This window comes from Microbacterium testaceum, from assembly GCF_001476285.1.
GTDB classification, from domain to species: Bacteria; Actinomycetota; Actinomycetes; order Actinomycetales; family Microbacteriaceae; genus Microbacterium; species Microbacterium testaceum_B.
In genome coordinates this window covers 1-23,341 of record NZ_LDRU01000013.1, presented here as the reverse complement: position 1 = coordinate 23,341, position 23,341 = coordinate 1, and the positions used below count along the sequence as shown (strand labels likewise).

22 protein-coding genes are annotated in these 23,341 nt (G+C 69.0%); 8 read left to right on the top strand and 14 right to left on the bottom strand.

Translation table 11 applies throughout. The features are described 5' to 3' along the window. A partial coding sequence (locus NS283_RS18830) for a hypothetical protein (RefSeq protein ID WP_206542533.1) occupies positions 1–232 on the top strand: 232 nt, incomplete at its 5' end. A gap of 513 nt (positions 233–745) precedes the next feature. On the opposite strand, the gene NS283_RS02935 is transcribed toward NS283_RS18830, so the two are convergent. The 3 genes from NS283_RS02935 to NS283_RS02925 form a co-directional block, all read right to left on the bottom strand. Then, the gene (locus NS283_RS02935; protein ID WP_058595393.1) at positions 746–1,723 is read right to left on the bottom strand and encodes a carbohydrate ABC transporter permease; all 978 of its coding nucleotides are present in this window, start codon (positions 1,721–1,723) and stop codon (positions 746–748) included. Beyond that, positions 1,720–3,072 (bottom strand): carbohydrate ABC transporter permease, encoded by a 1,353-nt coding sequence (locus NS283_RS02930; RefSeq protein WP_081317225.1) that lies wholly within the window; start codon positions 3,070–3,072, stop codon positions 1,720–1,722. Before NS283_RS02930 ends, NS283_RS02935 begins: the two co-directional genes overlap by 4 nt. A 125-nt stretch (positions 3,073–3,197) precedes the next feature. Then, positions 3,198–4,526: an ABC transporter substrate-binding protein gene (locus NS283_RS02925; RefSeq protein WP_058595392.1), complete on the bottom strand. Its 1,329-nt coding sequence runs from the start codon at positions 4,524–4,526 to the stop codon at positions 3,198–3,200. 237 nt (positions 4,527–4,763) lie between these two features. Between NS283_RS02925 and NS283_RS02920 the strand changes: the two genes are divergently transcribed. After that, the gene (locus NS283_RS02920) at positions 4,764–5,774 is read left to right on the top strand and encodes a LacI family DNA-binding transcriptional regulator (protein WP_058595391.1); all 1,011 of its coding nucleotides are present in this window, start codon (positions 4,764–4,766) and stop codon (positions 5,772–5,774) included. A 52-nt stretch (positions 5,775–5,826) separates the two neighbouring features. Here the strand turns inward: NS283_RS02920 and NS283_RS02915 are convergent, their stop codons facing one another. The 4 genes from NS283_RS02915 to NS283_RS02900 all read right to left on the bottom strand — a co-directional run bounded on the left by NS283_RS02915 (position 5,827) and on the right by NS283_RS02900 (position 12,004). Beyond that, complete coding sequence (locus NS283_RS02915; RefSeq protein ID WP_241492174.1) at positions 5,827–9,975, bottom strand: ExeM/NucH family extracellular endonuclease; 4,149 nt, start codon at positions 9,973–9,975, stop codon at positions 5,827–5,829. A 246-nt stretch (positions 9,976–10,221) separates the two neighbouring features. Further along, entirely contained in the window at positions 10,222–10,608 is a 387-nt protein-coding gene (gene rplL, locus NS283_RS02910) for a 50S ribosomal protein L7/L12 (protein WP_058595390.1), read from the bottom strand. A gap of 38 nt (positions 10,609–10,646) precedes the next feature. Then, positions 10,647–11,162, bottom strand: coding sequence for a 50S ribosomal protein L10 (gene rplJ, locus NS283_RS02905; protein ID WP_058595389.1), 516 nt, complete (start codon positions 11,160–11,162; stop codon positions 10,647–10,649). A 440-nt stretch (positions 11,163–11,602) separates the two neighbouring features. Continuing rightward, positions 11,603–12,004: a hypothetical protein gene (locus NS283_RS02900; RefSeq protein WP_058595388.1), complete on the bottom strand. Its 402-nt coding sequence runs from the start codon at positions 12,002–12,004 to the stop codon at positions 11,603–11,605. A 102-nt stretch (positions 12,005–12,106) separates the two neighbouring features. On the opposite strand from NS283_RS02900, the gene NS283_RS02895 reads away from it, so the two are divergent. From NS283_RS02895 to NS283_RS02880, 4 genes are all read left to right on the top strand, one after another. Next, a complete protein-coding gene (locus NS283_RS02895) occupies positions 12,107–12,781 on the top strand; it encodes a YqaJ viral recombinase family protein (protein WP_058595387.1) in 675 nt (224 codons plus the stop codon). Between the two features lie 99 nt (positions 12,782–12,880). After that, positions 12,881–14,575: an MDR family MFS transporter gene (locus tag NS283_RS02890; RefSeq protein WP_058595386.1), complete on the top strand. Its 1,695-nt coding sequence runs from the start codon at positions 12,881–12,883 to the stop codon at positions 14,573–14,575. Next, positions 14,568–15,041 (top strand): MarR family winged helix-turn-helix transcriptional regulator, encoded by a 474-nt coding sequence (locus NS283_RS02885; RefSeq protein ID WP_058595385.1) that lies wholly within the window; start codon positions 14,568–14,570, stop codon positions 15,039–15,041. The genes NS283_RS02890 and NS283_RS02885 overlap by 8 nt, the downstream gene beginning before the upstream one ends. A 309-nt stretch (positions 15,042–15,350) precedes the next feature. After that, a complete protein-coding gene (locus tag NS283_RS02880) occupies positions 15,351–16,370 on the top strand; it encodes an NADP-dependent oxidoreductase (protein WP_058595384.1) in 1,020 nt (339 codons plus the stop codon). A gap of 1 nt (position 16,371) precedes the next feature. On the opposite strand, the gene NS283_RS02875 is transcribed toward NS283_RS02880, so the two are convergent. Further along, positions 16,372–17,259 carry a LysR family transcriptional regulator ArgP gene (locus tag NS283_RS02875; RefSeq protein ID WP_058595383.1) on the bottom strand — a complete coding sequence of 296 codons (888 nt, stop codon included), beginning with the start codon at positions 17,257–17,259 and terminating at the stop codon, positions 16,372–16,374. Positions 17,260–17,328: 69 nt separating this feature from the next. On the opposite strand from NS283_RS02875, the gene NS283_RS02870 reads away from it, so the two are divergent. Both NS283_RS02870 and NS283_RS02865 read left to right on the top strand, forming a co-directional pair. Further along, positions 17,329–17,988 carry a LysE/ArgO family amino acid transporter gene (locus NS283_RS02870; protein ID WP_193752620.1) on the top strand — a complete coding sequence of 220 codons (660 nt, stop codon included), beginning with the start codon at positions 17,329–17,331 and terminating at the stop codon, positions 17,986–17,988. Between the two features lie 109 nt (positions 17,989–18,097). Further along, on the top strand, positions 18,098–18,373 hold the full coding sequence (locus tag NS283_RS02865) for an acylphosphatase (protein ID WP_058595381.1): 276 nt from the start codon (positions 18,098–18,100) through the stop codon (positions 18,371–18,373). A 13-nt stretch (positions 18,374–18,386) separates the two neighbouring features. Here the strand turns inward: NS283_RS02865 and NS283_RS02860 are convergent, their stop codons facing one another. The 6 genes from NS283_RS02860 to rplK form a co-directional block, all read right to left on the bottom strand. Beyond that, complete coding sequence (locus NS283_RS02860; RefSeq protein ID WP_058595380.1) at positions 18,387–19,427, bottom strand: NAD(P)H-dependent flavin oxidoreductase; 1,041 nt, start codon at positions 19,425–19,427, stop codon at positions 18,387–18,389. Between the two features lie 24 nt (positions 19,428–19,451). Further along, complete coding sequence (locus tag NS283_RS02855) at positions 19,452–20,237, bottom strand: amino acid ABC transporter ATP-binding protein (protein ID WP_058595379.1); 786 nt, start codon at positions 20,235–20,237, stop codon at positions 19,452–19,454. Next, positions 20,224–20,889, bottom strand: a complete 666-nt coding sequence (locus NS283_RS02850; RefSeq protein WP_058595378.1) for an amino acid ABC transporter permease — start codon at positions 20,887–20,889, stop codon at positions 20,224–20,226. The genes NS283_RS02855 and NS283_RS02850 overlap by 14 nt, the downstream gene beginning before the upstream one ends. A 134-nt stretch (positions 20,890–21,023) precedes the next feature. Continuing rightward, positions 21,024–21,830 (bottom strand): amino acid ABC transporter substrate-binding protein, encoded by an 807-nt coding sequence (locus NS283_RS02845; RefSeq protein WP_058595377.1) that lies wholly within the window; start codon positions 21,828–21,830, stop codon positions 21,024–21,026. 180 nt (positions 21,831–22,010) lie between these two features. After that, positions 22,011–22,703 (bottom strand): 50S ribosomal protein L1, encoded by a 693-nt coding sequence (gene rplA, locus NS283_RS02840; protein ID WP_058595376.1) that lies wholly within the window; start codon positions 22,701–22,703, stop codon positions 22,011–22,013. 11 nt (positions 22,704–22,714) lie between these two features. Further along, positions 22,715–23,146 (bottom strand): 50S ribosomal protein L11, encoded by a 432-nt coding sequence (gene rplK, locus NS283_RS02835; protein WP_058595375.1) that lies wholly within the window; start codon positions 23,144–23,146, stop codon positions 22,715–22,717. Positions 23,147–23,341: the final 195 nt, after the last annotated feature.

The following is a 23,341-nucleotide window of genomic DNA, read 5'->3' as shown; positions in this document are numbered from 1 at the left end:
GCACACCGCGTTTATGCGCGCGAATCGCGTTTATGCGGGGACGTCGCACCCCGCGCCGCCCCTCTCGACGCCCGGCTCGCGGCATCCGGCGCCCCACTCACGGCATCCGGCATCCGGCACCCGGCACCCGGCACCCGGCACCCGGCACCCGGCATCCGGCATCCGGCATCTGGCATCCGGCATCCGGCATCCGGCATCCGAGGTGAGCGGGCTCCCCGACGGCCACTCATAAACGCGATCTGCTCACAGAAACGCGAGCACACCGTGTTTCCGCGCGCGAATCGCGTTTATGCGTGAGCGCAGCCCCCGACCCGGGGCCACCACCCGGCGCACACTGCCCGGCATCCCTCATCCCGCACCGGCTCCGCGGCATCCGGCATAAACGCGATCTGCTCACAGAAACACGAGCGCACCGCGTTTCCGCGCGCGAATCGCGTTTATGCGTGAACGCAGCCCCCGACCCGAGGCCACCACCCGGCGCACACTGCCCGGCGTCCCTCATCCCGCACCGGCTCCGCGGCATCCGGCATAAACGCGATCCGCTCACAGAAACACGAGCGCACTGCGTTTATGCGCGCGAATCGCGTTTATGGGAGAGCGCGCCCCTCACCCCGCCACAGCACACCCGCACCGCGCAGCGGCAGCCGCCACCCGCGCAACCGACAAGCGCCCGTGAGCGCACCCGACACAGGAAGGGGCGTGGCACCCCCCAATGGATGCCACGCCCCTCCGGTCGTGCCCGACGTCAGCCCTTCGTGGCTCCGGCGAGGAGGCCGCGGACGAAGAACCGCTGCAGGAGGAAGAACACGATGATCGGCACGAGGATCGAGATGAACGTACCGGCCGACTGCAGGAACCACTGGTCGCCCCAGGTGCCCGACAGCGAGTTCAACGACTGCGTCAACGGCAGCGATGACGACGGCGCGAAGATGGTCGCCACCAGCAGGTCGTTCCACACCCAGATGAACTCGAGCACCGCGAACGACGCGAGCGCGGGAGCCGCGAGCGGGAGGATGATCCGGAAGAACACCTGACCGTGCCCGGCGCCGTCCACACGCGCCGCCTCGATGACCTCGTGCGGGATCTCGGCGATGAAGTTGTGCAGCAGGAAGATCGCCAGCGGCATCGCGAAGATCACGTGCGCGATCCACACGGTCGCGAAGCTGTGCTCCACGCCGCGCAGGTCGAAGCCCGGGAAAATCGTGACCTCGTTGATCGTCAGACCACGCGAGAACAGGCTCAGCAGCGGCACGAGAGCCATCTGCAGCGGCACGATCTGCAGAGCGAAGATGAAGATGAAGAAGAAGTTCCGCCCCTTGAAGTCGATCCACGCGAACGCGTACGCGATGAGCGACGCGATCGCCAGGGCGAACAGCACGACCGGGATCGTGATCGCCAGGGAGTTGAGGAACGACTGCGCGAGGGTCAGCGCCGTGCCACCCGAGGTGAAGGCCAGCCGGTAGTTCTCCAGCGTGAAGCTGGGGTCGGTGAACACCGTCCACCACCCGGTCGACTGGGTGTCGGATCCGGGCCGGAACGACGTCACGAACAGGCCGAACGTCGGGATGGTCCAGAAGAAGGCGATCACGACGGCCGCGATCGTCGCGCCCTTGGACGTGAGGCGCTTGCGCGCCATGGCCTCGTGCTTGCGCGTGTCGCGGGCGACCTGACGAGCGCTCCGCCCGTCGGACGTCGGCTCGAGAACGACGGTCGAGGTGGTCATCGCAGTTCCCTCTGCTTCCGGATCTGGCGCACGTTGAAGATGATCAGCGGCAGCACGAAGACGAACAGCACGACCGCCAGGGCCGCGGAGTGCCCGTAGCTCTGGAACCGCTGCTGCTGGTTGACCATCTCGAACGCGAGGACGGTCGAGTCATTGCGACCACCTGTCATGACGGCGACGATGTCGTAGATCTTCAGCGCGCCGATGGCGATCGTGGTGAGCACCACGATGAGCGAAGAGCGGATGCCGGGAACGGTGACGTTGATGAACCGCTCCCACGCGCTCGCCCCGTCGAGTTCGGCGGCCTCCATCTGCTCCGGCGGCACGGCCTTGATCGCGGCCGAGAGGATGACCATAGCGAGACCGGTCTGGCTCCAGATGAACACCACGACGAGGAGAAGGGTGTTGACCAGGGGCGTCGCGGCGAGCCATGAGACGGGTTGCCCACCGAAGGCGGTGACGATGGCGTTCAGGATGCCGATCTGGTCGCCCTGACGGAAGTCGTAGACGAACTTCCAGATGATGCCGGCACCGACGAACGAGATCGCGAAAGGCATGAAGATGAGCACCTTCAGGTACTTCTCGCCCGCCGCCCGGTCGATGAAGACCGCGTAGGCCAGGCCGATCGCGGTGGCGATCGTCGGGGCGAGCAGCACCCAGATGAGGGTGTTGATGACCGACCAGAAGCCCTCGGGGTTCGTGAAGGTCCAGACGTAGTTGTCGAGTCCGACGAAGTTGTCACCGGTCTTGTCGAAGAACGACTGGAAGAACGTGGTGATGGCCGGGTACACCAGGCCCAGCAGCAGCAGGATGGCGGCCGGAGCCGCGAAGAGGATGAGCTGGAACAGGTAGCCCGCTCCCTGGCGCGAACGGTAGTCGGCGTAGAAGAGGATCGCGCCCAGGAGCACCGCGATGCCGAGCACGTAGATGACCGCGTTCTGATACGGACGCAGGAGCATGAACGCGAGGACCGGGATCGCGAAGCACGCGACGAGCCGCAGCCAGAAGTAGCCCTTTCCGGAGCGCGGCGCGTACTCGATGAGCAGCAGCAGGAGTCCCACGACGGCGCCGAAGACCAGGAGCACGAGGGGGATCTGCACGAGCGGGTTCAGTCCGCCGAGCCAGTTGAAGAAACTGTTGAGCGAGAAGCCCAGCGTCGTGGGCTTCGTCTCGGCCGGGGCCCTCGTGACCATGAAGAGGAAGAGCGCCACCACGAGGATGAGCCCGACCATGACCACGAGGAGCGTGGTCCGGCGCTGTGGCGCGGAGTCTCGCGGCTTTGCCGCCGCTCGCCCCCGCGGCGGAGGCGACGCCGACGGCGTCTTCTCCACGTGTGTGATCTCGGTCATGACGTCCCTCCCGAACACGCCTTCGTGCTCACCGATGAGTACCCGGGCCATGCCGGGCAGATGAGAAGTATGGACCCGATGGGCCGCCCGCAGCACGGACGACCCATCGGGTGGACCTCAAGAGGTCAGTTGTTGTAGCCGGCCTGGATGTCGCTCAGGACCTGGTCGGTCGGCGTACCGTCGATCCAGCTGACCATGCCCTTCCAGAACGATCCCGAACCGACGGTCGCGGGCATCAGGTCGGATGCGTCGAAACGCAGCGTGGTGTTCGGGTCCTGCAGCGTCTTCATCGCCTCGGTGAGGAATTCGCTGGACGCCAGCGAGGGGTCCGCGCCCTTGTTCGCCGAGATCACGCCGCCGAGCTTGACACGCGCATCCGCGAACTCGGGCGTCGACATGAACTCCACGACCTTCTGCACGTTCGCGTCGTCGGAGAACGCGGTGACGAACTCGCCGCCACCCTCGACCGCGAGCTTGCCCTCGGTCACGCCGGGGAGCAGGAAGGCGTAGACGTCACCGTCGGGAGCGACCTTCACCTCGCCGCCCGAGGCGGTCTTGACCGTCTGGAAGTTCGACGACAGGAACGACGCCTGGTGCGTCATCGGGCAGCTGCCGTCGGCGACCTTGGCGGCCACATCGGCGAAGGCCACCGAGTTGATGCTCTTGACGTCACCGAAACCGGCGTTGACGTACTGCGGGTTCAGCAGGATCTTGCCGGTGGCGTCGAACGCCTCCTTGATCGGCGCGTCGGTGAACTTGACCTCGTTGGCGACCCACTGGTCGTACACGTCGGGTCCGGACTGGCGCAGGACCATGTCCTCGATCCAGTCGGTGCCCGGCCAGCCCGAGGCGTCGCCGGACGCGAAGCCCGCGCACCACGGGGCGGCGCCGGTCTTCTGCTGGATCGTCGCCGTGAGGGTCATGAGCTCGTCGAGCGTCTTCGGGACCTCGACGCCCCACTCCTTGAACTTCGCCGGCGAGTACCAGACGTAGCCCTTGAGGTTGGCGAGCATGGGAGCGGCGTAGAACGTGCCGTCTTCGCTGCCGTAGGACTTCCAGTCCTCGCCCCAGTACTTGTCGACGTTCGACGAGACGGTGTCGGACGCCTTCTGCACGTCACCGGTGCCGATGAGGGTCTTCAGCAGACCCGGCTGCGGGACGATGGCGATGTCGGGGGCGTCTCCACCCGTCACCTTGGTGACGATGTTGCCTTCGAAGCTCTTGTCGCCGGTGTAGACGACCTTGATGCCGGTGTCGGCGGTGAACTTCTCGAACGACTGGTTCAGCAGGTCGGCTTCGCTGCCGGTGATACCGCCGGAGATGCGGACGGTGGTCTCGCCCCCGGAGCTCGTGCCGCCCCCGCTGTCACCCTCGGCGCAGCCTGCGAGTGCGATCGCGCCGACCGCCAGCAGGCCGACGGGGGCCAGCAGGCGATACCGCTGTGACATACCCATGTGGTCTCTCCTCTTCGAGTTCAATGGTGCATCGGATTCTGTCAGGAACCGATTCCAGATCACCGTAGGCGAGAACCAGAAGTTGCGCAACGCCGAAATATTACGAACGCATAACTGGCGAAATCACGCGGCTCTCGGACGATGATCCGCGGGGGAACCGGTTCCATAAAGGGTGAATCTCAGGTAATCTGCTTCGATGTCGACACGGAGGTCGACCGGACACCGAGGAACACACCGATGAGCGGAATCGCCGATGTGGCTCGCCTGGCAGGCGTGTCGAAATCGACGGCGAGTCGTGCGCTGACCGGCGGCGGCTACGTCTCCGACGACACCCGTCGACGCGTCTCGGACGCGGCGTCGGCCCTGGGATACGTGCCGTCCACCAGCGCCGTGAGCCTGGCGACCGGTCGCACGCGTACCATCGCCCTGATCGTCCCCAAGGTGAACAGGTGGTACTTCGGCGCCATCGTCGAGGGCGTCGAACAGACGCTCATCCCCCGCGGATACGACGTCACCCTCTATGTCGCTGAGCCCGGTTCCAACGACCGCGAAAGCCTCTACTCGACGTACCTCGCCCGGAAGCGATTCGACGGGATCATCGCCGTCGCACTCGAGCCCGACGACGCCGACCTGGAGCGCCTGGCCAACATCGGCAAACCCGTCGTCAGCATCGGCAACGCACTCTCCGGAGTCCCGACACTCGGCCTCGACAACGTCGCCATCACGCGCATCATCACGCAGCACCTGATCGCGCTGGGACACACCGACATCGCCTTCGTCGGCAGCACTCCCCCGACGGACGCCCCGGCGAAAGACGTCGACGAGCGCTCGATCGGCTACCGAAAGGCGATGAACGACCACGGGCTCGCCGTCCGTATCCGCAGCGTCCCGTCGACGCTGACGATCACCGACGCCTACGCGGCCGCTGCGTCGTTCCTCGCCGACGCGGGGTCGCGTCCGACCGGTGTCGTGGCCGCGTGCGACGAGGTCGCGATCGGGGTGATCATCGCCGCACGCCGCATGGGCATCTCGGTCCCGACCGAGCTCAGCGTGGTCGGCATCGACGGCCACGACTACGCCGAGATGTTCTCCCTCACCACCGTCGAGCAGTATCCCCTCGACCAGGGGGTCGAAGCGACGCGACTGCTCCTGTCGATGATCGAGGGCACCGACGAACCAGCCCGACGCACCGAGGCGGTCACACGCCTGGTCGTGCGCGCCTCCACGGCTCCTCCGCGGAGCGCGTGACAGAGCAGGGCCCCGGATGCCGTGGCATCCGGGGCCCTGCTCTCTGCCGAGTTCAGTCGGCCTGACGCACTCCGCGACGCCGCACGGCCACACCGAGCGCGAGCAGGGCGAGGGCTGCGAGGACTCCGCCACCCATCCACGCCGTATCGGCACCGGTGCGCGGGAGTCCGTCGGGGCCGCGCGGCGGCGCCGCTTCGCCGCCCTCGCCGCCACCGGGTCCGGCCGGTACCTCGGCACCGCCGAGCACGCGCAGGGGAACCGTGGCGGTGGAGCCGGAGGCGGTCGAGACGGTGATGTCGAGCGCGTCAGGCGCATCCGCCGGAACGGCAACCGTCACCTCGGCGACGCCGTCGCTCACGGGGACCGTCTGCGACTCACCCGAGCCGACGGTGACTCTGGCTTCGGTGGCCGCGGGGCTGCCGAGTGAGGTGAGGTCGAGGCCCGACACGGTGAACGAGGCCTCGGTCCCGCGGGCCGCCTCTGCCGGCGCACCCGTCACCTGAACGCCCCGCGCGGTGAAGTCGGGAGCGAGGTCGGGGTGGGACCCGAGGTACGCGATCCAGCCGTCCCGGTCGATCAGACCGGAATCGCGCGAATCCGTCCCCTCGTCGAACACCGTGAAGGCGTCGCCTCCCGAGAGCAGGAAGCTGAACGAACCCACCCGGTACGACGCGGCCGGGTCGACCGGCGTCCCGTCGATCCAGATGCCCGTGATGCGCTCGCCCGGCGCGCGCGTGGCGTCGAAGGTGTAGCGCACGTTCTCGGACACGCTCAGCGACAGCGTCGCCGCACGTCCGGCCGCGTCGCCCCACTGCTGCTCCAGCAGACGGCGCAGCTGATCGCCGGTGAGGCTCGTGGTCCCGAGGTTGTTCACGAACGGCAGCACCGCGTTTGCCTCGGCGAAGGTGATCACGCCGTCGTCGCCGCGCAGCAGCTCCGCGCGCAGACCGCCCGGGTTCACCACCGCGAGGTCGGCGTCACCGCGCACGGGGTCGGCGAGCGTGTCGTGCAGGGCATCCGCGACGAGGTTGCCGAGCGCGGACTGCTTGGAGCGATCGTCGCGCTCACCACCCTGGTAGACACCGTCGACGTACGAGCCGCCGAGGAACGCCGTCGTGATGTCCGCCGACACCGAGCCGACCGGCTGCGAGCCGACCCGCTCGGCCTCGGCGAGAGCGCGGTCGACGATGTCGGCCACCTCGGCGACACGGGGGTAGGTCGCGATGAGCTCGGCATCCAGGGCCTTGCTGTTCTCCGCGGTCTGCTCGTCGTCACCCTCGACCTCCTCGGCCGAGAGCCGCGGGACGTTGCGGGCCTCATGACCGATGACGTCGCGGCTCGCGCGGTCGATCGTCAGGACGACCTGGCCGATGTTCTCGCCGTAGTTGCCGGTCTGCAGGACGGGACGCGTCCCGTCGGTGCCGGGGATCGGTGCGTCCCACGCGTACTCCTCGTGCGTGTGACCGGTGAAGATCGCGTCGACATCGGCATCCGTCTCGGTGACGATGCGCGCGAACGCGCCGCCGCGGGCGATCGCGTCGTCGAGGGTGCCTCCCGACGTCTCTCCCTGGAGGGCGCCCTCGTGGTACTCCGCCACGAGGATGTCGACCTGATCGCGGATCTCGGCCACGACGCGGTTCACCTCGGCGACCGGCTCGCGGAACTCGATGCCCTCGATCCCGTCGGGGCTGACGAGCGAGGCGGTCTCCTCGGTGACGGCGCCGACGACACCGACCCGCAGGCCGTTCACCTCGACGATCTCGTACCCGGGGAGCACTGGCTGGCCGTCGCGGTAGACGTTCGCCCCGAGGTAAGGGAATGCCGCACGCTCGGTGACGCGACCGGTGAGATCGTCGATGCCCTTGTCGAACTCGTGGTTCCCGACTCCGGATGCCGCCACCTCGAGCGCGTTGAGCACGTCGATCGTGGGAGCGTCGTCGGCGTTGGCCGAGGCGAACAGCGAGGCACCGATGTTGTCGCCGTTGGACAGGAAGAGCGACCGGTCGTCGCCCTTCTCGGCTCGCAGCTGCTCGATTGTGCCGGCGAACTTAACCGTGTTGGCGTCGATGCGCCCGTGGAAGTCGTTGATGTTCAACAGGTTGAGCTCGGTCGTCCCCGACAGGTCGATGCCCACGACCACGGGGTCGTGGTCGCTCGACCGGTAGGGAGAGGCGTCGTAGAAGTTGCGCACGTTGGCGTTGTAGCGGCTGTACTCCAGCGCGAGCGCCTCGCCGGCGTTGATGTTCCAGACATCCGTGCCGGTCACGAGCTCCCGTGCCGCCGGCGATGCGAGCACGTGGTCGAGCGAGCCCGACTGACCGTCGTACGAATACGTGTACTTGCCGGTGTCACCGCCCAGGTCGACGTATCCCGCGTCGCGGAGCACCTGAATGGGGTCCTCCTGCGTGTAGGCGTTGAAGTCACCGAGGAGGAACACGGCGCCGCCCTCGACGCTCTCGGCCTGCTCTCCGGCGAAGGCGACGAGCGCCTGCGCCTGGCGGACGCGGTCGCCGTTGAAGGCCCCCTGGTCGCCCGCGGCGTTGTCGCCCTCCGCCGCCGGGTCGCTGTCGCTCTTCGACTTGAAGTGGTTCACGATGGCCACGAAGGCGGCGTCGTCGCGACCGGCGGGCGCGAACGCCTGGGCGAGCGGCTGGCGCGCGTTGGAGAAGGCCGGGTCGTCGAGGATGACGCTTTCGCCGACGGGGCTGACCGCCGCCTTCTTGTAGATGAAGGCCGTGCGGATGACGTCCTCCGAGGCCGGGAGGGCGGTCGGCGACGGCACGAAGGCCCACGCGTCCTCGCCGAGATCGGCGTTCAGCGCGGCGACGAGGGTGGACAGGGCTTCGTCACGGGGCTCACCCAGGGCAGCGGAGTTCTCGATCTCCTCGAGCGAGACGACCTCGGCATCCATCGCGTTCAACGCCGCGACGATCTTCGCCTGTTGGCGCTGCAGGTTCTCGGCATTCGCCGCGCCGCGCGGACCGGGCTCGGGGCAGCGATTCGCCGTGATCGGGTTGCCCTCGCGGTCGGTGTAGACCGAGTCGCAACCGACGTCCTCCGCGGTGGTCGTGAAGTAGTTGAGCACGTTGAAGCTCGCGAGCTGCACCGTCCCGCCGACGTCGGCCGGACGCTCCGTACGCGTGTTCGCGAACGTCGCGGGCTGCACCTCGGCCGCATTGTCGACGGTCAGCTGCTGCGTGGGCTGGAGCTTCCACGCGTCGAACCGGTAGTCGAGCACGACGGGACGCGTGAACGTCACCGGAGCACCGACCCGCACCGGATCGGTGAGCGACAGGTACGGCAGGGGTACGTCGGTGGCGGAGCGCTGGAAGTTCAGCGACGCGCCGTCGTCGAGCACCACACCCCGCGCGGCGTTGTCGGCGACGACCTCGTCGAACTCCGGGGTGCCGGGTCGAGCGACCTCGGTGGGGGTGAGCAGCGGCGTCGTGCCCGCCGCGAGCCCGATCTCCGCGTACTGGCCGGTGATGTAGGTGTTGGTGACGGTGAAGTCGCCCTGCGGCGCGAGCAGCATTCCCTCGAAGCGCTCGCGCTCCTCGTCGGTTCGCGGCCACGCGATCTCGGCCGGGGTGACCGGCTCCGCGTCCTCGGTGAGAACGGTGACGAGGTCGGCATCCGAGACGATCTGGGTGAGCCCGTTGTACTCCCCCGCCGTGCCGCTCACCTCGACGTAGTCGCCGATCGCGACCTGGGCGACCGCACGCGAGCCGTAGACGAAGACGGCGTCGGATGCCGTGTGCTCGGCACCCAGCTCACCACCGGTCCCGGCGGTCTGGAGGAAGAAGCCGTTGTAGCCGCCGGTCGGGTACGCGGCGGTCACGATGCCGCGCGTGGTGACGGTCTGACCGTCGAGCGGGGTGCTGTCGCCCTCTCCCTGGATGTCGCGGATGGGCGTGATGTCGGCCGCGGCTTCGGCATCTTGCGCCGGAGCGGCGGTCTCGGCGGCCTTCGCCGGGGCACCGGCTGCCGGAGTCTCCGTGGGTGCGGGCTCCGTCGGTGCGGGCTCCGTGGGAGACGTCGAGGTCGGCGCGGCGGTGTCCGTGGGAACGGGCGTGGTCGGCGCGAGCGGTGCCGCGGTAGCGGCGGGAGCGACGAGGGCGGAACCGAGAAGGGCGGCGGCGACGGCAGCGCTCAGCGCTGTCGCGGTGCGGCCCGAGGGTCGCCGAGAAGGCACGGGTGACATGGGTCTCCTGCGAATCCGACGGACATCGTCGGGTGGGGGGATCGACGGGGGGTCTCTTCGACCGTAGACGACCTCATCAGGAATTCCCAGGTTTCTTTCGTTGCCATCGTGTGAACACGCTGTCCGACGAAGAAGGCCCGGATGCCATTGGCATCCACGGGCCCCTCTCGCCTGACGACGAAGAAGGCCCGGATGCCATTGGCATCCGGGCCTTCTGAATCGCGTTGCTGCGACCGTGAAGCGAAATTACTTCAGGGTCACCGTAGCGCCGGCCTCCTCGAGGGCAGCCTTCGCCTTGTCGGCGGTCTCCTTGTTCGCGCCCTCGAGCACGGCCTTGGGAGCGCCATCGACGACGGCCTTGGCCTCGCCGAGGCCGAGCGAGGTGAGCTCGCGGACGACCTTGATGACCTGGATCTTCTTGTCGCCGGCGGCCTCGAGGACGACGTCGAACGAGTCCTTCTCCTCGACCTCTTCGGCGGGGGCGCCACCGGCAGCGCCGGCAGCGGCCACGGCCACGGGGGCGGCGGCGGTGACGTCGAAGGTCTCCTCGAACGCCTTGACGAACTCGGACAGCTCGATGAGCGTGAGCTCCTTGAACGCGTCGAGCAGCTCTTCGGTGCTGAGCTTAGCCATGTTGTATCTCCTTGATCGGGTTAATCAGCCGGGCCGGGTCAGGCCGCGGTGTCCTGCTTCTCGCGCAGCGCGTCGACCGTGCGAACGGCCTTCGACGGAAGCGCCTGGAAGACGTATGCCGCCTTGGTCATCGTCGCCTTCATCGCACCGGCGAGCTTCGCCAGCAGGACTTCACGGCTTTCGAGATCGGCGAGCTTGTTGACCTCATCCGCGGTCAGAGCGGCGCCATCGAAGTAGCCGCCCTTCACCACGAGCTGAGGGTTAGCCTTGGCAAAGGCACGCAGGCCCTTCGCGACGGCGACAGGGTCACCGTGCACGAACGCGATGGCGGACGGGCCCTTGAGCTCGTCATCCAGTCCCGTGACCCCCGCCTTGGCGGCGGCGATCTTGGTCAGCGTGTTCTTCACCACGGCGTAATCCGCGTCCTGACGGATGTCGTTGCGCAGCTGCTTGAGCTGGGCAACCGTCAGACCGCGGTACTCGGTCAGCAGAACGGCGGTCGAGTTCTCGAAGTTCTTCGTGAGCTCGGCGACCGATGCATCCTTCTGCGCCATGGCCACTCCTTGTGTGTACGAGGCGCTCCGCGGAGGCGGGGCGCCGGCCGAAGACACCGGGGTCTGGGCAAAAAAGAAGAGCTCCGGCGCAGGCGCACGGAGCTCGGATTCCCGAAGGAGAGTTCGTTTACCTGCGTAGGTCCCCTGCTTTTCAGCAGACGCTTCGATCGGCGTGCACGCACTCCGATGACCGACGGTCTTTGGCTTGGGCTCCACTGTACCCGATGCCGCGCTCCCCCGCCAATCGGGTGCCGCTCACCGCCCGCCCGCCGTGCCGTCGCGCGGAGATCCGGTCCGCATGCCTTCCCTCCCACGCCGTACCGCCGCGCGGAGATCCGGCCCGACACGCCGCCCCGCGGCGCCTCACGTCGGCGCGCCGCGGAAGAAGTCCGCGCGACGGCTCGCCGCGTGTGCGGCATCGGCGAAGCACCCCGCGCGCGTCAGGAGACGCGCGGGGCGGGGAGTAGCGCCTGGGTCATGCGCACGATGCGCGTGGGCGTCCGTGCGCCGAGCCAGACAGTGCAGACCGGGGAGTCTCCGCACGCCCACTCGGCGCACCAGGCGTGGATCGCCTGCGCCAAGCGCTCGCCACGCGGGCGGATCCGACCGCCGAGCGAACGATCGAGCCAGCTCACCCGCGCGTCGCCCGCGTCGAACGGCTCGATCTCCCTCTCGCCGGACGCCTCGATCGCGATCGTCACGTGCGCGGCGGGCGACAGCGCGGCGGCGATCCGCCGCATCTCGGGCAGATTCCGCGCGTCACCGCCGAGAAGCACGGCCCCCTCGAGCTCGCTCCAGCGGCCGCCGTCGGGGCGACGGAGGTGCTCGGCATCCGGAGTCATGCCCTTAACTTAGGTCACCCTTACTTCGATGACAAGACCCCGGATGCCGACGCGCCGAGCCTCACAGTCGATCCGCCGCCGAGCGGGGTTAGGGTCGAACGCATGTCCCCCGAGCTCGTCGCCTCCCGCAGCGCCGACCTCGACGCCCGGATCGTCGCGGATTCGCGCGATCGCGTCGCCTGGATCCGCGCGCGCTCGCGCGGCATCACCGCGACCGACGTGGCCACTCTGACCAGCGCGAACGCCATCTCGCGCGCGGCGGACGCCAAGCTCATGGGCTCGAGTTTCTCGGGCAACGCCTTCACGGCGCACGGTCGTCGGCGCGAGCCCGAGATCGCCGCGTGGGTGGCCGCGACGCACGGCATCCAGCCCTCGTCGGCCCTGTATCACGCGGTCGTCGAGAAGCGGCATCTGGCCACTCCCGACGGCGTCGTCGTCGACGGCGAGGGCCGCGTGGTGCTCGCCGAGATCAAGACGACCAACAAGGCATGGCGCTCCATCCCCCGCACGTACATGCGGCAGATCTGGTGGCAGCAGCACGTCCTCGGCGCGGAACGGACCCTCGTGGCATGGGAGCAGCACGACGGATTCGTCCCCCTGCACGACGAGCCGCGCTGCCAGTGGATCGACCGCGACGAGCGCGAGATCGCCAAACTCGTCGGGCTCGCGACCTCGCTCATCGACGAGCTCTACCGCCGCACCATGCAGGCGCGCCAACCGACCCCGGCACGACAGGAACCCACGGAGAGGTATCGCGCCCTCGCGCTCCTCGATTGATAGTTGACGCAAGTCAAGCATCAGGCGTATCGTTGACATCAGTCAACTAATCGCGCCATCGTCGTCGCGGCATCCGCCCCCCCTTCCGTGGAGTTCCGCATGGCAACCACCTCCGTCGACGCGCCCGCTCAGCGGCGCGTCCTCCCGGCCCTCATCGGGCTGCTGCTCGGCACGTTCGTGTCGATGCTCGCCTCGACCGTCGTCTCGACGTCGCTGCCCGTCATCGTGCACGACCTGTCGGGCGATCAGAACGCCTACACCTGGGTCATCACCGCGACCCTGCTCACCACCGCGATCTCGACCCCCATCTGGGGCAAGCTCGCCGACCTGTTCAACCGCAAGGTGCTCATCCAGATCGCGATCGCGATCTTCGTGCTCGCCACCGCCGCGGCCGGGTTCTCGCAGAACACCGACATGCTCATCGCCTTCCGCGCGGTGCAGGGTCTCGGCGCGGGCGGCCTCGCCGCCCTCAGCCAGGTCATCATGGCCGATATCATCAGCCCCCGTGAGCGCGGTCGCTACATGGGCCTGTTCGGTGCGGTCATGGCCGTCGCCACGGTCGGCGGGCCGCTGCTCGGCGGCGTGATAACCGACGCATTCGGATGGCGCTGGAACTTCTTCGTCGCCCTCCCCTTCGCCGTCGCCGCGCTCCTCATCCAGCAGCGCACCCTGCACCTGCCGGTGCGCGCGAAGCGGACCGTGAAGATCGACTACCTCGGCATCGTCCTGCTGTCGACCGCGGTCTCGCTCATCCTCATCTGGGTCACCAACGCCGGGAAGTCCTTCGACTGGGCCAGCACCGAGACCATGCTGATGGTCGGCGGCGCCGTCCTCGCCGCGGTCCTCTTCGTCGTCGTCGAGCTGCGCTCCTCCGAGCCGCTCGTGCCGCTCACCCTGTTCCGGGATGCCACGTTCACCCTCGCCACGATCGCCTCGATCGCGACGGGTCTGGCGATGTTCGGCACCTCGGTGTTCCTCAGCCAGTACATGCAGATGGCCCGCGGCGCCACGCCCACCGAGGCCGGCGTCATGACCATCCCGATGATCGGCGGCCTGCTCGTCTCGTCCATCGTGGTCGGCGCCCTCATCTCGCGCTTCGGCCACTGGAAGCCGTTCCTCATCGCCGGAGGCGTGCTGCTGATCGCGGGGTCGTTCCTGCTGTCGACGATCCACTACGACACCAACTTCGCCCTCGTCTCGCTCTACATGTTCTTCCTCGGCGCGGGTGTCGGCATGACGATGCAGAACCTCGTCCTCGTCGTGCAGAACACCGCGAACCCCACCCAGATGGGCGCGGCGAGCTCGGGCGTGACGTTCTTCCGCAGCCTCGGGGGCACGATCGGCGTCTCGGTCATGGGCGCCGCGCTCGCCAGCATGGCCACCAGCCTGTTCACAGACCGCGCCGAAGACCTGAAGACGGCGATCATGGGGCTCGGCGCGAACGGTGCCTCGGTCGCCCAGTCGCTCCAGTCGGGCACCATCCCGCAGGTGTCGACGCTGCCCGACAGCGTTCGCGTCATCGTCGAGGACATCTACGCCCAGTCGATCGCCCACTCGTTCCTCATCGCGGTGCCGGTCGCCGTGGTCAGCCTCATCGCGATCCTCTTCCTGCCGAACCGTCCGCTGACCCGTATGACGACCACGGAGCGCGTCGCGGCGAGCGAGGCCGACTTCGCCACCGTGTCGGTTCCGGCGGGCATGTCGACCCTCGCCGCGACCGGCGCGGTGCCGACACAGGATGCCACTCCCTCCCGCCGCGCACGTCGCGAGGCTCAGATGGGAGAGGATGTCTGACGTGACGAGCGAACTGAGCGACGAGCGCCGCGAGGCCGTGCAGGCCCTGGAGTCGTCGTTCTCGGAGCTCATGACCGTGTTCCGCCGCTTCGTCTCCGAGGCGGCGGAACGCGTGAGCCCCGGGATGCTTCCGGCCACGTTCAAGGCCCTTTCCGTCGTCAGCCGCTTCGGTCCGCTGACCCTGTCGGCTCTCGCCGAGCGCTTGGCGGCCGACAAGGGCTTCCTCAGTCGGTCGATCAGCGAACTCGAAGACCTGGGTCTCGTCAGCCGCACACCCGACCCCAACGACGGTCGCTCGCGGCTGATCTCGGTCACCGAACTGGGCCACGAACGCCTCGCGGACGCGCGCGCCCCGCACGAGAGCCGGCTGTACGAGGCGATGGCCGACTGGTCGGTCGTCGACATCCGTCACCTCTCGACGCTGCTGCACGCCCTCGCCGTCGGCGAGGTCCCCTCGCGCGACTGAGCGCCGACCTTGCGCGGAAGCCCCGCGCCACGGAAGCCCCGCGCCGCGAACCCGCGCTGAGTGTCCAAGACACCCGGACGATTTCTCGAATCGTCCGGGTGTTTTGGACACTCGATCGGAGCACGCGGGCCCGCAGCGCCGTCGGCGTGCAAGAGACAGGGGCGACACGCGGACCGCACACCGCGGCCCGGGGGCGCTGAACGCGCCGTCGCGACACGGTGACCGAGGTGTAACACCGCGGAGACAATGGCGCGATTGACTGGGGGAACCGCGGCGGCGTCGCCGCCTGTACGCGAGAGAGAGCGCCCGATGAGATTCCGATCGACGCGTCCCGAGATGAGCATCGACCCCGCCCCCGCGGTCCCCGACACGATGCGGGCGGTCGTCTTCGATGCTCCCGGCGCCGCCGACGCGCTGCGGGTCGCCGAGATCGCGGTCCCGACACCCGTGCTCAGCGAGGTGCTCATCCGGGTTGTCGCCGCCGGTATCAACCCCATCGACGCCAAGACCCGCGCGGGCCGCGGAATGTCGGGCGCGATCGACGCGTGGCCGTCCGTTCTCGGACTCGACGTGTCCGGAGTCGTCGTGAAGGCCCCGTTCGACGCGCACCCCTTCCCCGTCGGCACGGAGGTGTACGGCATGGCCGCCGTCCCCCGCACCCCCGGCGGTTACGCCGAGTACGCCGTCGTGCCCACCCTCTCGCTCGCTCGCAAGCCCGCCGCCCTCTCGTACGTCGAGGCCGCCGGCGTCCCGGTTGCCGCGCTCACCGCGTGGGGCCTCGTGGTCGAGACCGCTCTCGCCCACCAGGGTCAGCGCATCCTCGTGCACGCCGGGAGCGGCGGCGTGGGGCACTTCGCCGTCCAGTTCGCCGCGTACTTCGGCGCACACGTCATCGCCACGGGGTCTCCCCACAACCTCGACTGGCTGCGTGAACTCGGCGCCGCCGAGGTCGTGGACTACACCTCGACCCGCTTCGAAGACGTCGTGGCCGACGTCGACGTCGTCATCGACCTCATCGGCAACGTCGCCGACGACACGGGCACGCGATCGCTCGAGGTGCTGCGTCCCGGCGGTCTGCTGATCGAGGTGCCGACCGGCGCCTGGCCGGGATTCCGCGAGGCGGCCTCGGCGCGTGGCATCCGGTCCACCGATTACAAGACGATCCCCGACGGCGCAGCGCTCGCCACGATCGGTCGCCTGATCGACTCCGGTGCCGTGCGCGTGTTCATCGACCGGGTCTTCGACCTCGACGAGGCAGCCGCCGCGCACACCGAGCTCGAGCGCGGACACACCCGCGGCAAGATCGTGCTGCACGTCAGCGACGACTGACTCATCCGTTCGCGAGCACCCGCCGCCCCTCCCCGACGACCTCCTCGGCGACGTCGTCGAGGAGGGAAGACGTGAGATTCCACTGCTGCCAGAAGAGCGGCACGTCGATCGGATCGTCCCCGAGGCGCACCAGCGTGCCCTCGGCCAGGCCGGCGGCCGACTGGAAGCGCGGCAGCAGCCCCCATCCGAGGCCCAACTCGACGGCGGTGGCGAAGTCCTGGGATGCCGGGACCCGATGGCGCGGAGGCGACCCCGCCGCCACTGCCCGACGCGCCAACCACTGCGTCTGCAGGTCGTCGCGACGGTCGAAGTCGACGACGGGCGCGTCCGCCAGTGAGGCCGTGTCGACGCCGTCGGCGAACCAGCGGGAGGCGAAGGAGACGGTCGCGACCGCTTCGTATCGCAGGACTCCGAGCGGACGCACGCGGCATCCCGCGACGGGGGTCTCGCGCGACGTCACCGCCGCCATCACCGTGCCCGCCTCGAGGAGGCCCGCCGTGAAATCCTGGTCGTCGCGGTGCAGGTCGAACACGACCGGTCGACGGGCCGACACCCGCGCCAGCGGCGGCAGGAACCACGTCGCGAGCGAGTCGGCGTTGACGGCGAGCGGGACGGATGCCACGGCCCCGTCCTCTGTGCCGATCGCGGTCAGCGCATCGTGCTCGAGCAGCGCGAGCTGGCGCGCGAGGCGCACCACGGCGTCGCCGGCCTCGGTCGTCCGCACCGGCTTCGACCGGACCAGCACCACGCGACCGAGCTGATCCTCGAGCGCGCGGAGGCGCTGACTCACCGCTGACGGAGTGACGTGCAGGCGACGGGCCGCGGCATCCAGAGTCCCCTCCTCGACGACGACGGCCAGCGTGCGGGCGAGATCGAGGGGGATCGACATGAAGTAATGCTAATGGCACGTCAGAATCCTGAGCTGGGCTTTCGTTGCGCGCACCCCTATCGTCGGAGCGTGCTCGCTCCCCTGCTCGCCGGTCTCGGCCTCGGCTTCTCGCTCATCGTCGCCATCGGCGCGCAGAATCTGTTCGTGCTGCGCCAGGGCGTTCGACGTGAGCACCTATTCGCCGTCGTCGCCGTCTGCGCGGTCTCGGACGCGATCCTCATCCTCCTCGGCGTCTCGGGAATCGGGCTCGTGCTGCAGGCGGTCCCCTGGCTCATCGTCGTCGTGCGCTGGGCCGGTGCCGCATTCCTCGTCGGATACGGCGTCCTCGCCGCTCGGCGGGCCGTGCGTCCGAGCGGCGAAACGCTGCGCATCGACACCCCCGCATCCCCGTCGATTCCGGATGCCGGAGCCACGATCGTGCAGACCCTCCCGGCCCGAACGACCCTCGTCGCAACCGTGCTGACCTGTCTCGCCCTCACCTGGCTGAACCCCCACGTATACCTCGACACGGTGTTCCTGCTCGGCTCGGTCGCGTCCACTCACGGTGACGGGCGGTGGGCGTTCGCGCTCGGCGCGTGCCTGGCGAGCCTCGCGTGGTTCTCGGGCCTGGGCTTCGGTGCCCGCTTCCTCGGGCGATGGCTCGATACGCCGCGCGCGTGGCGCATCCTCGACGCGATCATCGCCGTGGTCATGTTCGCGCTCGCGTTCTCGCTCGTACTCCCGCACTGAACGGCGGTCGCGTCCGTTCCCCCATCGCCGGGGTCGGGGCGCGGTTCTCGCGCGCCGACGTGACGAACACGCCCCGCGCTGCCGGAGGCTCGGCGACGAGAATGACTCCATGCGAACGGTGACCATCACGGTGCACGGACGGGTGCAGGGCGTCGGGTTCCGGTACGCGCTGCGAGACGAAGCGCAGCGCGCGGGCGTGCGGGGGTGGGTCCGCAACCGTCGCGACGGCACGGTCGAGGCTCTGCTGTCGGGCGCCCCGGCGATCGTCGCCGATGTCCTTGCGTGGGCGCATCACGGCCCACCGTCGGCCGCGGTCGAGCGCGTCGACGTCGCGGTCGGCTCCGAGACGGCCCCCGACGCCTTCGAGATCCGCGCAACCGCCTGAGGCGCGTGGTCACCTAGCCCGGCAGCCCCGCGCGGAGTTCCGCGAGCACCTCGGACACGTCGTCGAGACGCGCGAGCCCCGCGGACTGCCCCGCCCACAGCGACACCAGGTCGTGCTCGCCCGCCGCGCCCGCCGCGGCCCGAAACACCCCGGTCAGCCAGTTCTGCGCCGGGAACGGGGCGATCATCCCCGTGGCCTCGAGCTCGCGCATCGCGCGGTTCGGGATGCCGCGGGCCAGGCGTCCGCTCATCGCTCGCGTCAGCACGGTGTCGACGTCGGCCGCCGCGGCGATCGCGTCCCGGTGGCCCGGGGTCGCGGCCGACTGGCGGGTGCGCAGGAACGCGGTCCCGACCTGCACGCCCGCCGCACCGAGCGCGAGCGCCGCCGCCACCCCGCGTCGGTCGGCGATCCCCCCGGCCGCGATCACGGGAACGTCCACCGCGTCGACGACCTGCGGGATCAGCGCGAACGTGCCGACGAGCGACTGCGCGGGGTCCCGCAGGAACGACACGCGATGCCCGCCCGCTTCCGCTCCGGTCGCGACCACCGCGTCGACCCCCGCCGCGTCGAGGGCGACCGCCTCGGCGACCGAGGTGGCCGTGCCGAGGACGCGGATGCCGAGGTCCCTCGCGCGAGCCAGGGTGGCGGCATCCGGAACCCCGAACACGACGCTCAACACGTCGGGTCGCGCGGCGAACACAGCGTCGAGCTGCTCGGCGAGGGGCGGTAGGAAGGATGCCGGGGGCGCGGGTGGCGCGACACCCGCGGCCGCGTAGAGGGACGCCGCAGCGCGGAGGAAGGGGTCGACGTCGACGTCGACGGGGGTGACCTCGTCGCCGCGCGGAAGCCAGAGGTTCACCGCGATCGGTCGCGATGTCTCCGCCCGCAGAGCAGCGATCGTGTCGTGGATGCGGTCGGGCGTGTATCCGTACAAGCCGTACGAACCGAGGCCGCCGCCGTCGCTGACCGCTGCGGTCAGAGCGACCGAGGAGAGGCCGCCGAACGGACCGAGGACGATCGGGACGTCGATGTCGAGCAGGTTCTCGAGGCGCATGCTCCGACGCTACCCGCCCGGGCGTCAGGCGGGATCGGGGCCGTCGAGGGGGCGGAGCAGGCGGTTGAGGAAGCGCTGCGTGCGCTCCTTCTTCGGCTGGCGCAGCAGCTCCGACGGGGCACCGCGTTCCACGATCACGCCCTCGTCGAAGAAAAGGACCTCATCGGCGACCTCGCGTGCGAAACCGAGCTCGTGAGTGACGATGACCATCGTCCAGCCCTCGTTCGCGAGCTCGCGCAGCACGGTGAGCACCTCGCCGACGAGTTCGGGGTCGAGCGCACTGGTCGGCTCGTCGAAGAGGAGCAGCTGCGGCTGAAGCGCCAGGGCGCGCACGATGCCGACGCGCTGCTGCTGTCCGCCGGAGAGTTCCGAGGGGTACGCATCGCGCTTCTCGGTCAGTCCGACGCGGTCGAGCAGCGTCACGGCGCGCGCGACGGCCTCCGCTCGCGGGACACCGTGCGCCTGCACCGGTCCCTCGATCACGTTCTGCAAGACCGTGAGGTGCGGGAAGAGGTTGTGGTGCTGGAACACCATCGCCGATCGGTCACGCAGAGCCGTGCGATCGGCTTTGCCCACACGTCCCGCGAAGTCGACGCTCGGCCCTCCGTCGAATGCCACGACACCGGCATCCGGGGTCTCCAGGCCGTTGAGGCAACGCAGAACCGTCGTCTTGCCGGAGCCCGAGGGGCCGATCAGCACGAGCACGTCGCCGCGGCGGACCTCGAGGTCGACGCCGTCGAGCACGCGGTTGGCGCCGAAGCTCTTCTCCAGACCCGTGACCTGTAGCAGTGGAGTGTCAGTGGGCGACATGGCGGTCCAATCTCTTCTCGAGCGCGTTCTGGCCGAACGAGAGCACCAGGCAGAACAGCCAGTAGATCAACGCCGCCTCGAGGTAGACGGCCATGAACTCGTACGAGAACGCGGCGATGTTCTGCGCCTGGCGGAACAATTCCGAGACGAGGATGAGGGATGCCAGGGAGCTGTCCTTCACGAGCGAGATGAACGTGTTCGACAGCGGGGGCACCGAGACGCGAGCCGCCTGCGGGAGGATGATGCGGGTCAGCGTCTTGCGCGGCGAGAGCCCCACGGTGTGAGCGGCCTCCCACTGCCCGCGCGGGACCGACAGGATCGCGGCGCGGATGACCTCGGCAGCGTACCCGCCGACGTTCAGCGAGAACGCGATGACCGCCGCGGGGAACGGGTCGATCGTCACACCGATCGTGGGCAGACCGTAGAAGATCACGAACAGCTGCACGAGCAGCGGCGTGCCGCGGATGATCGAGATGTAGAACCGGGCGAAGCCGGAGAGCACGACGTTGCGCGAGAGCCGGAGCAGCGCCATGAAGAGCGCGATGACGAGGCCGATCGCGAACGAGGCGAGCGACAGCGGGATGGTTCCCCGCAGTCCCGCCAGCACCATCGGCCAGAACGAGTCGAGCATCAACGACCAGACGTCGTTCATGGGCCTCCTTCTTCACGCGGGCGGGGCGCCCGCTTCGCACGGGCGCGTGCCCGGGATTCATCACGCGGGGCGGACCGCCCCTTCCCACGCTAGAGGTGAGGAGAGGGCGGTCCGCGGGGGTTTACAGCGCGTGCTTACTGGGTGACGTCCTCACCGAAGTACTTCTGGCTGATCTCGGCGAGCGTGCCGTCGGCGCGAAGCTCCTCGAGAGCACCGTTCACGGCCTCCGCGAGCTTGTCCTGGCCCTTCTTGAACGCGAAGGCGCTCTCGGAGGTGTCGTCGGTCTGGGCCGCGATCTTCAGGCCCGTGGGGCTGTTCGTCTTCTCGTAGTCGAGGTAGGTCAGCTGGTCGTTGATCGTGGCATCCACACGACCCTGCTTGAGCAGGGCGACGGCCTGAGCCCAGCCCTCGACGGCCTCGACCTGGGCGCCGCTCTGGGTCGCGAGCTCGTACCAGTTGCTCGTGAGTGACTGGGCGGTGGTCTTACCGGCGAGGTCGGCGAAGCTCGAGATCGAGGTGTCGCTGTCCGTGGTGACGATGACGCCGCGCGACACGGTGTACGGGTCGCTGAAGGTGTACTTCTGCTGACGCTCCGGGTTGATCGACACCTGGTTCGCGATGACGTCGAAGCGGCCGGCATCCAGGCCCGCGAAGATCGCGTCCCACTGCGTCTCCTGGAATTTCACCTCGAGGCCGAGCTTGTCACCCACGGCCTTCGCGATCTCGACGTCGAAGCCGGTCAGGTCGCCCGCGCCCTCGTGGAACGAGAACGGGCGGTAGGTGCCCTCGGTCGCGACCGTCAGGGTGCCGTCCGAGACGAGGCCGTACTCCGATCCCGCGCCGGGGGTCGCTCCGGAGGTCGTGCCGCCGCTGCAGGCGGTCAGCGCGAGGGCGCTCAGGCCCAGGGTGGCGGCGAGGACGGTCAAACGGCGACGGGGCATAGCTGTTCCTTGGTGGTGGGGGTGGGAGGTGAGGCGCGAAAGCGCCTTTCAGCACAACACGGAGCGCGGTGGGAGTCTTCCCGGATGACGCCGTGTTGCACGTCCGTGCAGGTGCGGGGTGCTGCTGACACGCGGAAGCCCCGCCGGCGCGAGGCGCAGCGGGGCTTCCGGTGACGGTCGTCAGACGAGGACGTTGACGTCCAGCGGAATGCCGGGACCGAACGTGGTCGAGACAGCGCCCTTCTGGATGTAACGGCCCTTCGAGCTCGACGGCTTGAGGCGGACGATCTCCTCGAGCGCGGCCTTCAGGTTCTCGTCGAGCTGCTCGGCCGAGAACGACGCCTTGCCGACCACGAAGTGGACGTTGGCGTGCTTGTCGACGCGGAACTCGATCTTTCCGCCCTTGATCTCCTCGACGGCCTTGGCCGGGTTGGGGGTCACGGTGCCGGTCTTGGGGTTCGGCATCAGGCCGCGGGGTCCGAGGACCTTACCGAGGCGACCGACCTGGCCCATGAGCTCGGGCGTGGCGACGGCCGCGTCGAACGCGGTGTAACCGCCGGCGACCTTCTCGATGAGCTCGGTGCCACCGACCTCGTCGGCGCCGGCGGCGAGAGCCGCCTCGGCCGCGGGGCCGTTGGCGAAGACGATGACGCGCGCGGTCTTACCCGTGCCGTGGGGCAGGATGACCGTGCCGCGGACCATCTGGTCGGCCTTGCGGGGGTCGACCGAGAGCTTCAGCGCGACCTCGACGGTCGAGTCGAACTTCTTCGAGCCGGTCTCCTTCGCGAGGGCGACGGCCTCGGTCGGGGTGTAGAACGTGTCGGGCGCGACCTTCTCAGCGGCGGCCCGGTATGCCTTGGACTTGGTAGCCATTGTTATCTCCCTCAGTCCTCAACCGTGATGCCCATGGAACGGGCGGTGCCGGCGATGATCTTCGAGGCGGCCTCGATGTCGTTCGCGTTCAGGTCGGGCTGCTTGGTCTCGGCGATCTGACGCACCTGCTCCTTGGTGAGCTTGCCCACCTTGGTCGTGTGCGGGGTGGCGGAGCCCTTCTGCAGGCCGGCGGCCTTCTTGATGAGCTCGGCCGCGGGGGGCGTCTTCAGGATGAACGTGAAGCTGCGGTCCTCGTACACCGTGATCTCGACGGGGATCACGTTGCCGCGCTGCGACTCGGTCGCGGCGTTGTAGGCCTTGCAGAACTCCATGATGTTGACGCCGTGCTGACCGAGCGCGGGGCCGATCGGCGGCGCCGGGTTGGCGGCACCGGCGTTGATCTGGAGCTTGATCAGGCCGGTCACCTTCTTCTTGGGTGCCATATCCTCTTCCTTTCCTCGAGCGCGGACGGATACCCGCGCTCTCCCGCAGATCCGGCGGTTCCGGACAGCGGTCGTCGCCATGCTGACGCACGAGCAACCTTCATATCATACGCCACGTCGCGGCATCCGGTGTCCGGTGTCGGGCGTCTGGCGTCCGGCGTCGCGGGTGGGCGGGGTCCCCGCTCTGGTGTGGGC

Bases quoted from the DNA above. Each gene is read 5' to 3' on its own strand.
- rplA (WP_058595376.1), bottom strand. From the start codon at position 22,703: ATGGCTACCAAGTCCAAGGCATACCGGGCCGCCGCTGAGAAGGTCGCG.
- NS283_RS02915 (WP_241492174.1), bottom strand. From the start codon at position 9,975: ATGTCACCCGTGCCTTCTCGGCGACCCTCGGGCCGCACCGCGACAGCG.
- NS283_RS02900 (WP_058595388.1), bottom strand. From the start codon at position 12,004: ATGACTCCGGATGCCGAGCACCTCCGTCGCCCCGACGGCGGCCGCTGG.
- NS283_RS02920 (WP_058595391.1), top strand. From the start codon at position 4,764: ATGAGCGGAATCGCCGATGTGGCTCGCCTGGCAGGCGTGTCGAAATCG.
- NS283_RS02855 (WP_058595379.1), bottom strand. From the start codon at position 20,237: ATGTCGCCCACTGACACTCCACTGCTACAGGTCACGGGTCTGGAGAAG.
- NS283_RS02850 (WP_058595378.1), bottom strand. From the start codon at position 20,889: ATGAACGACGTCTGGTCGTTGATGCTCGACTCGTTCTGGCCGATGGTG.
- NS283_RS02875 (WP_058595383.1), bottom strand. From the start codon at position 17,259: ATGTCGATCCCCCTCGATCTCGCCCGCACGCTGGCCGTCGTCGTCGAG.
- NS283_RS02885 (WP_058595385.1), top strand. From the start codon at position 14,568: ATGTCTGACGTGACGAGCGAACTGAGCGACGAGCGCCGCGAGGCCGTG.
- rplK (WP_058595375.1), bottom strand. From the start codon at position 23,146: ATGGCACCCAAGAAGAAGGTGACCGGCCTGATCAAGCTCCAGATCAAC.
- NS283_RS02845 (WP_058595377.1), bottom strand. From the start codon at position 21,830: ATGCCCCGTCGCCGTTTGACCGTCCTCGCCGCCACCCTGGGCCTGAGC.
- rplL (WP_058595390.1), bottom strand. From the start codon at position 10,608: ATGGCTAAGCTCAGCACCGAAGAGCTGCTCGACGCGTTCAAGGAGCTC.
- NS283_RS02865 (WP_058595381.1), top strand. From the start codon at position 18,098: ATGCGAACGGTGACCATCACGGTGCACGGACGGGTGCAGGGCGTCGGG.
- rplJ (WP_058595389.1), bottom strand. From the start codon at position 11,162: ATGGCGCAGAAGGATGCATCGGTCGCCGAGCTCACGAAGAACTTCGAG.
- NS283_RS02880 (WP_058595384.1), top strand. From the start codon at position 15,351: ATGAGATTCCGATCGACGCGTCCCGAGATGAGCATCGACCCCGCCCCC.
- NS283_RS02925 (WP_058595392.1), bottom strand. From the start codon at position 4,526: ATGGGTATGTCACAGCGGTATCGCCTGCTGGCCCCCGTCGGCCTGCTG.
- NS283_RS02890 (WP_058595386.1), top strand. From the start codon at position 12,881: ATGGCAACCACCTCCGTCGACGCGCCCGCTCAGCGGCGCGTCCTCCCG.
- NS283_RS02930 (WP_081317225.1), bottom strand. From the start codon at position 3,072: ATGACCGAGATCACACACGTGGAGAAGACGCCGTCGGCGTCGCCTCCG.
- NS283_RS02860 (WP_058595380.1), bottom strand. From the start codon at position 19,427: ATGCGCCTCGAGAACCTGCTCGACATCGACGTCCCGATCGTCCTCGGT.
- NS283_RS02935 (WP_058595393.1), bottom strand. From the start codon at position 1,723: ATGACCACCTCGACCGTCGTTCTCGAGCCGACGTCCGACGGGCGGAGC.
- NS283_RS02895 (WP_058595387.1), top strand. From the start codon at position 12,107: ATGTCCCCCGAGCTCGTCGCCTCCCGCAGCGCCGACCTCGACGCCCGG.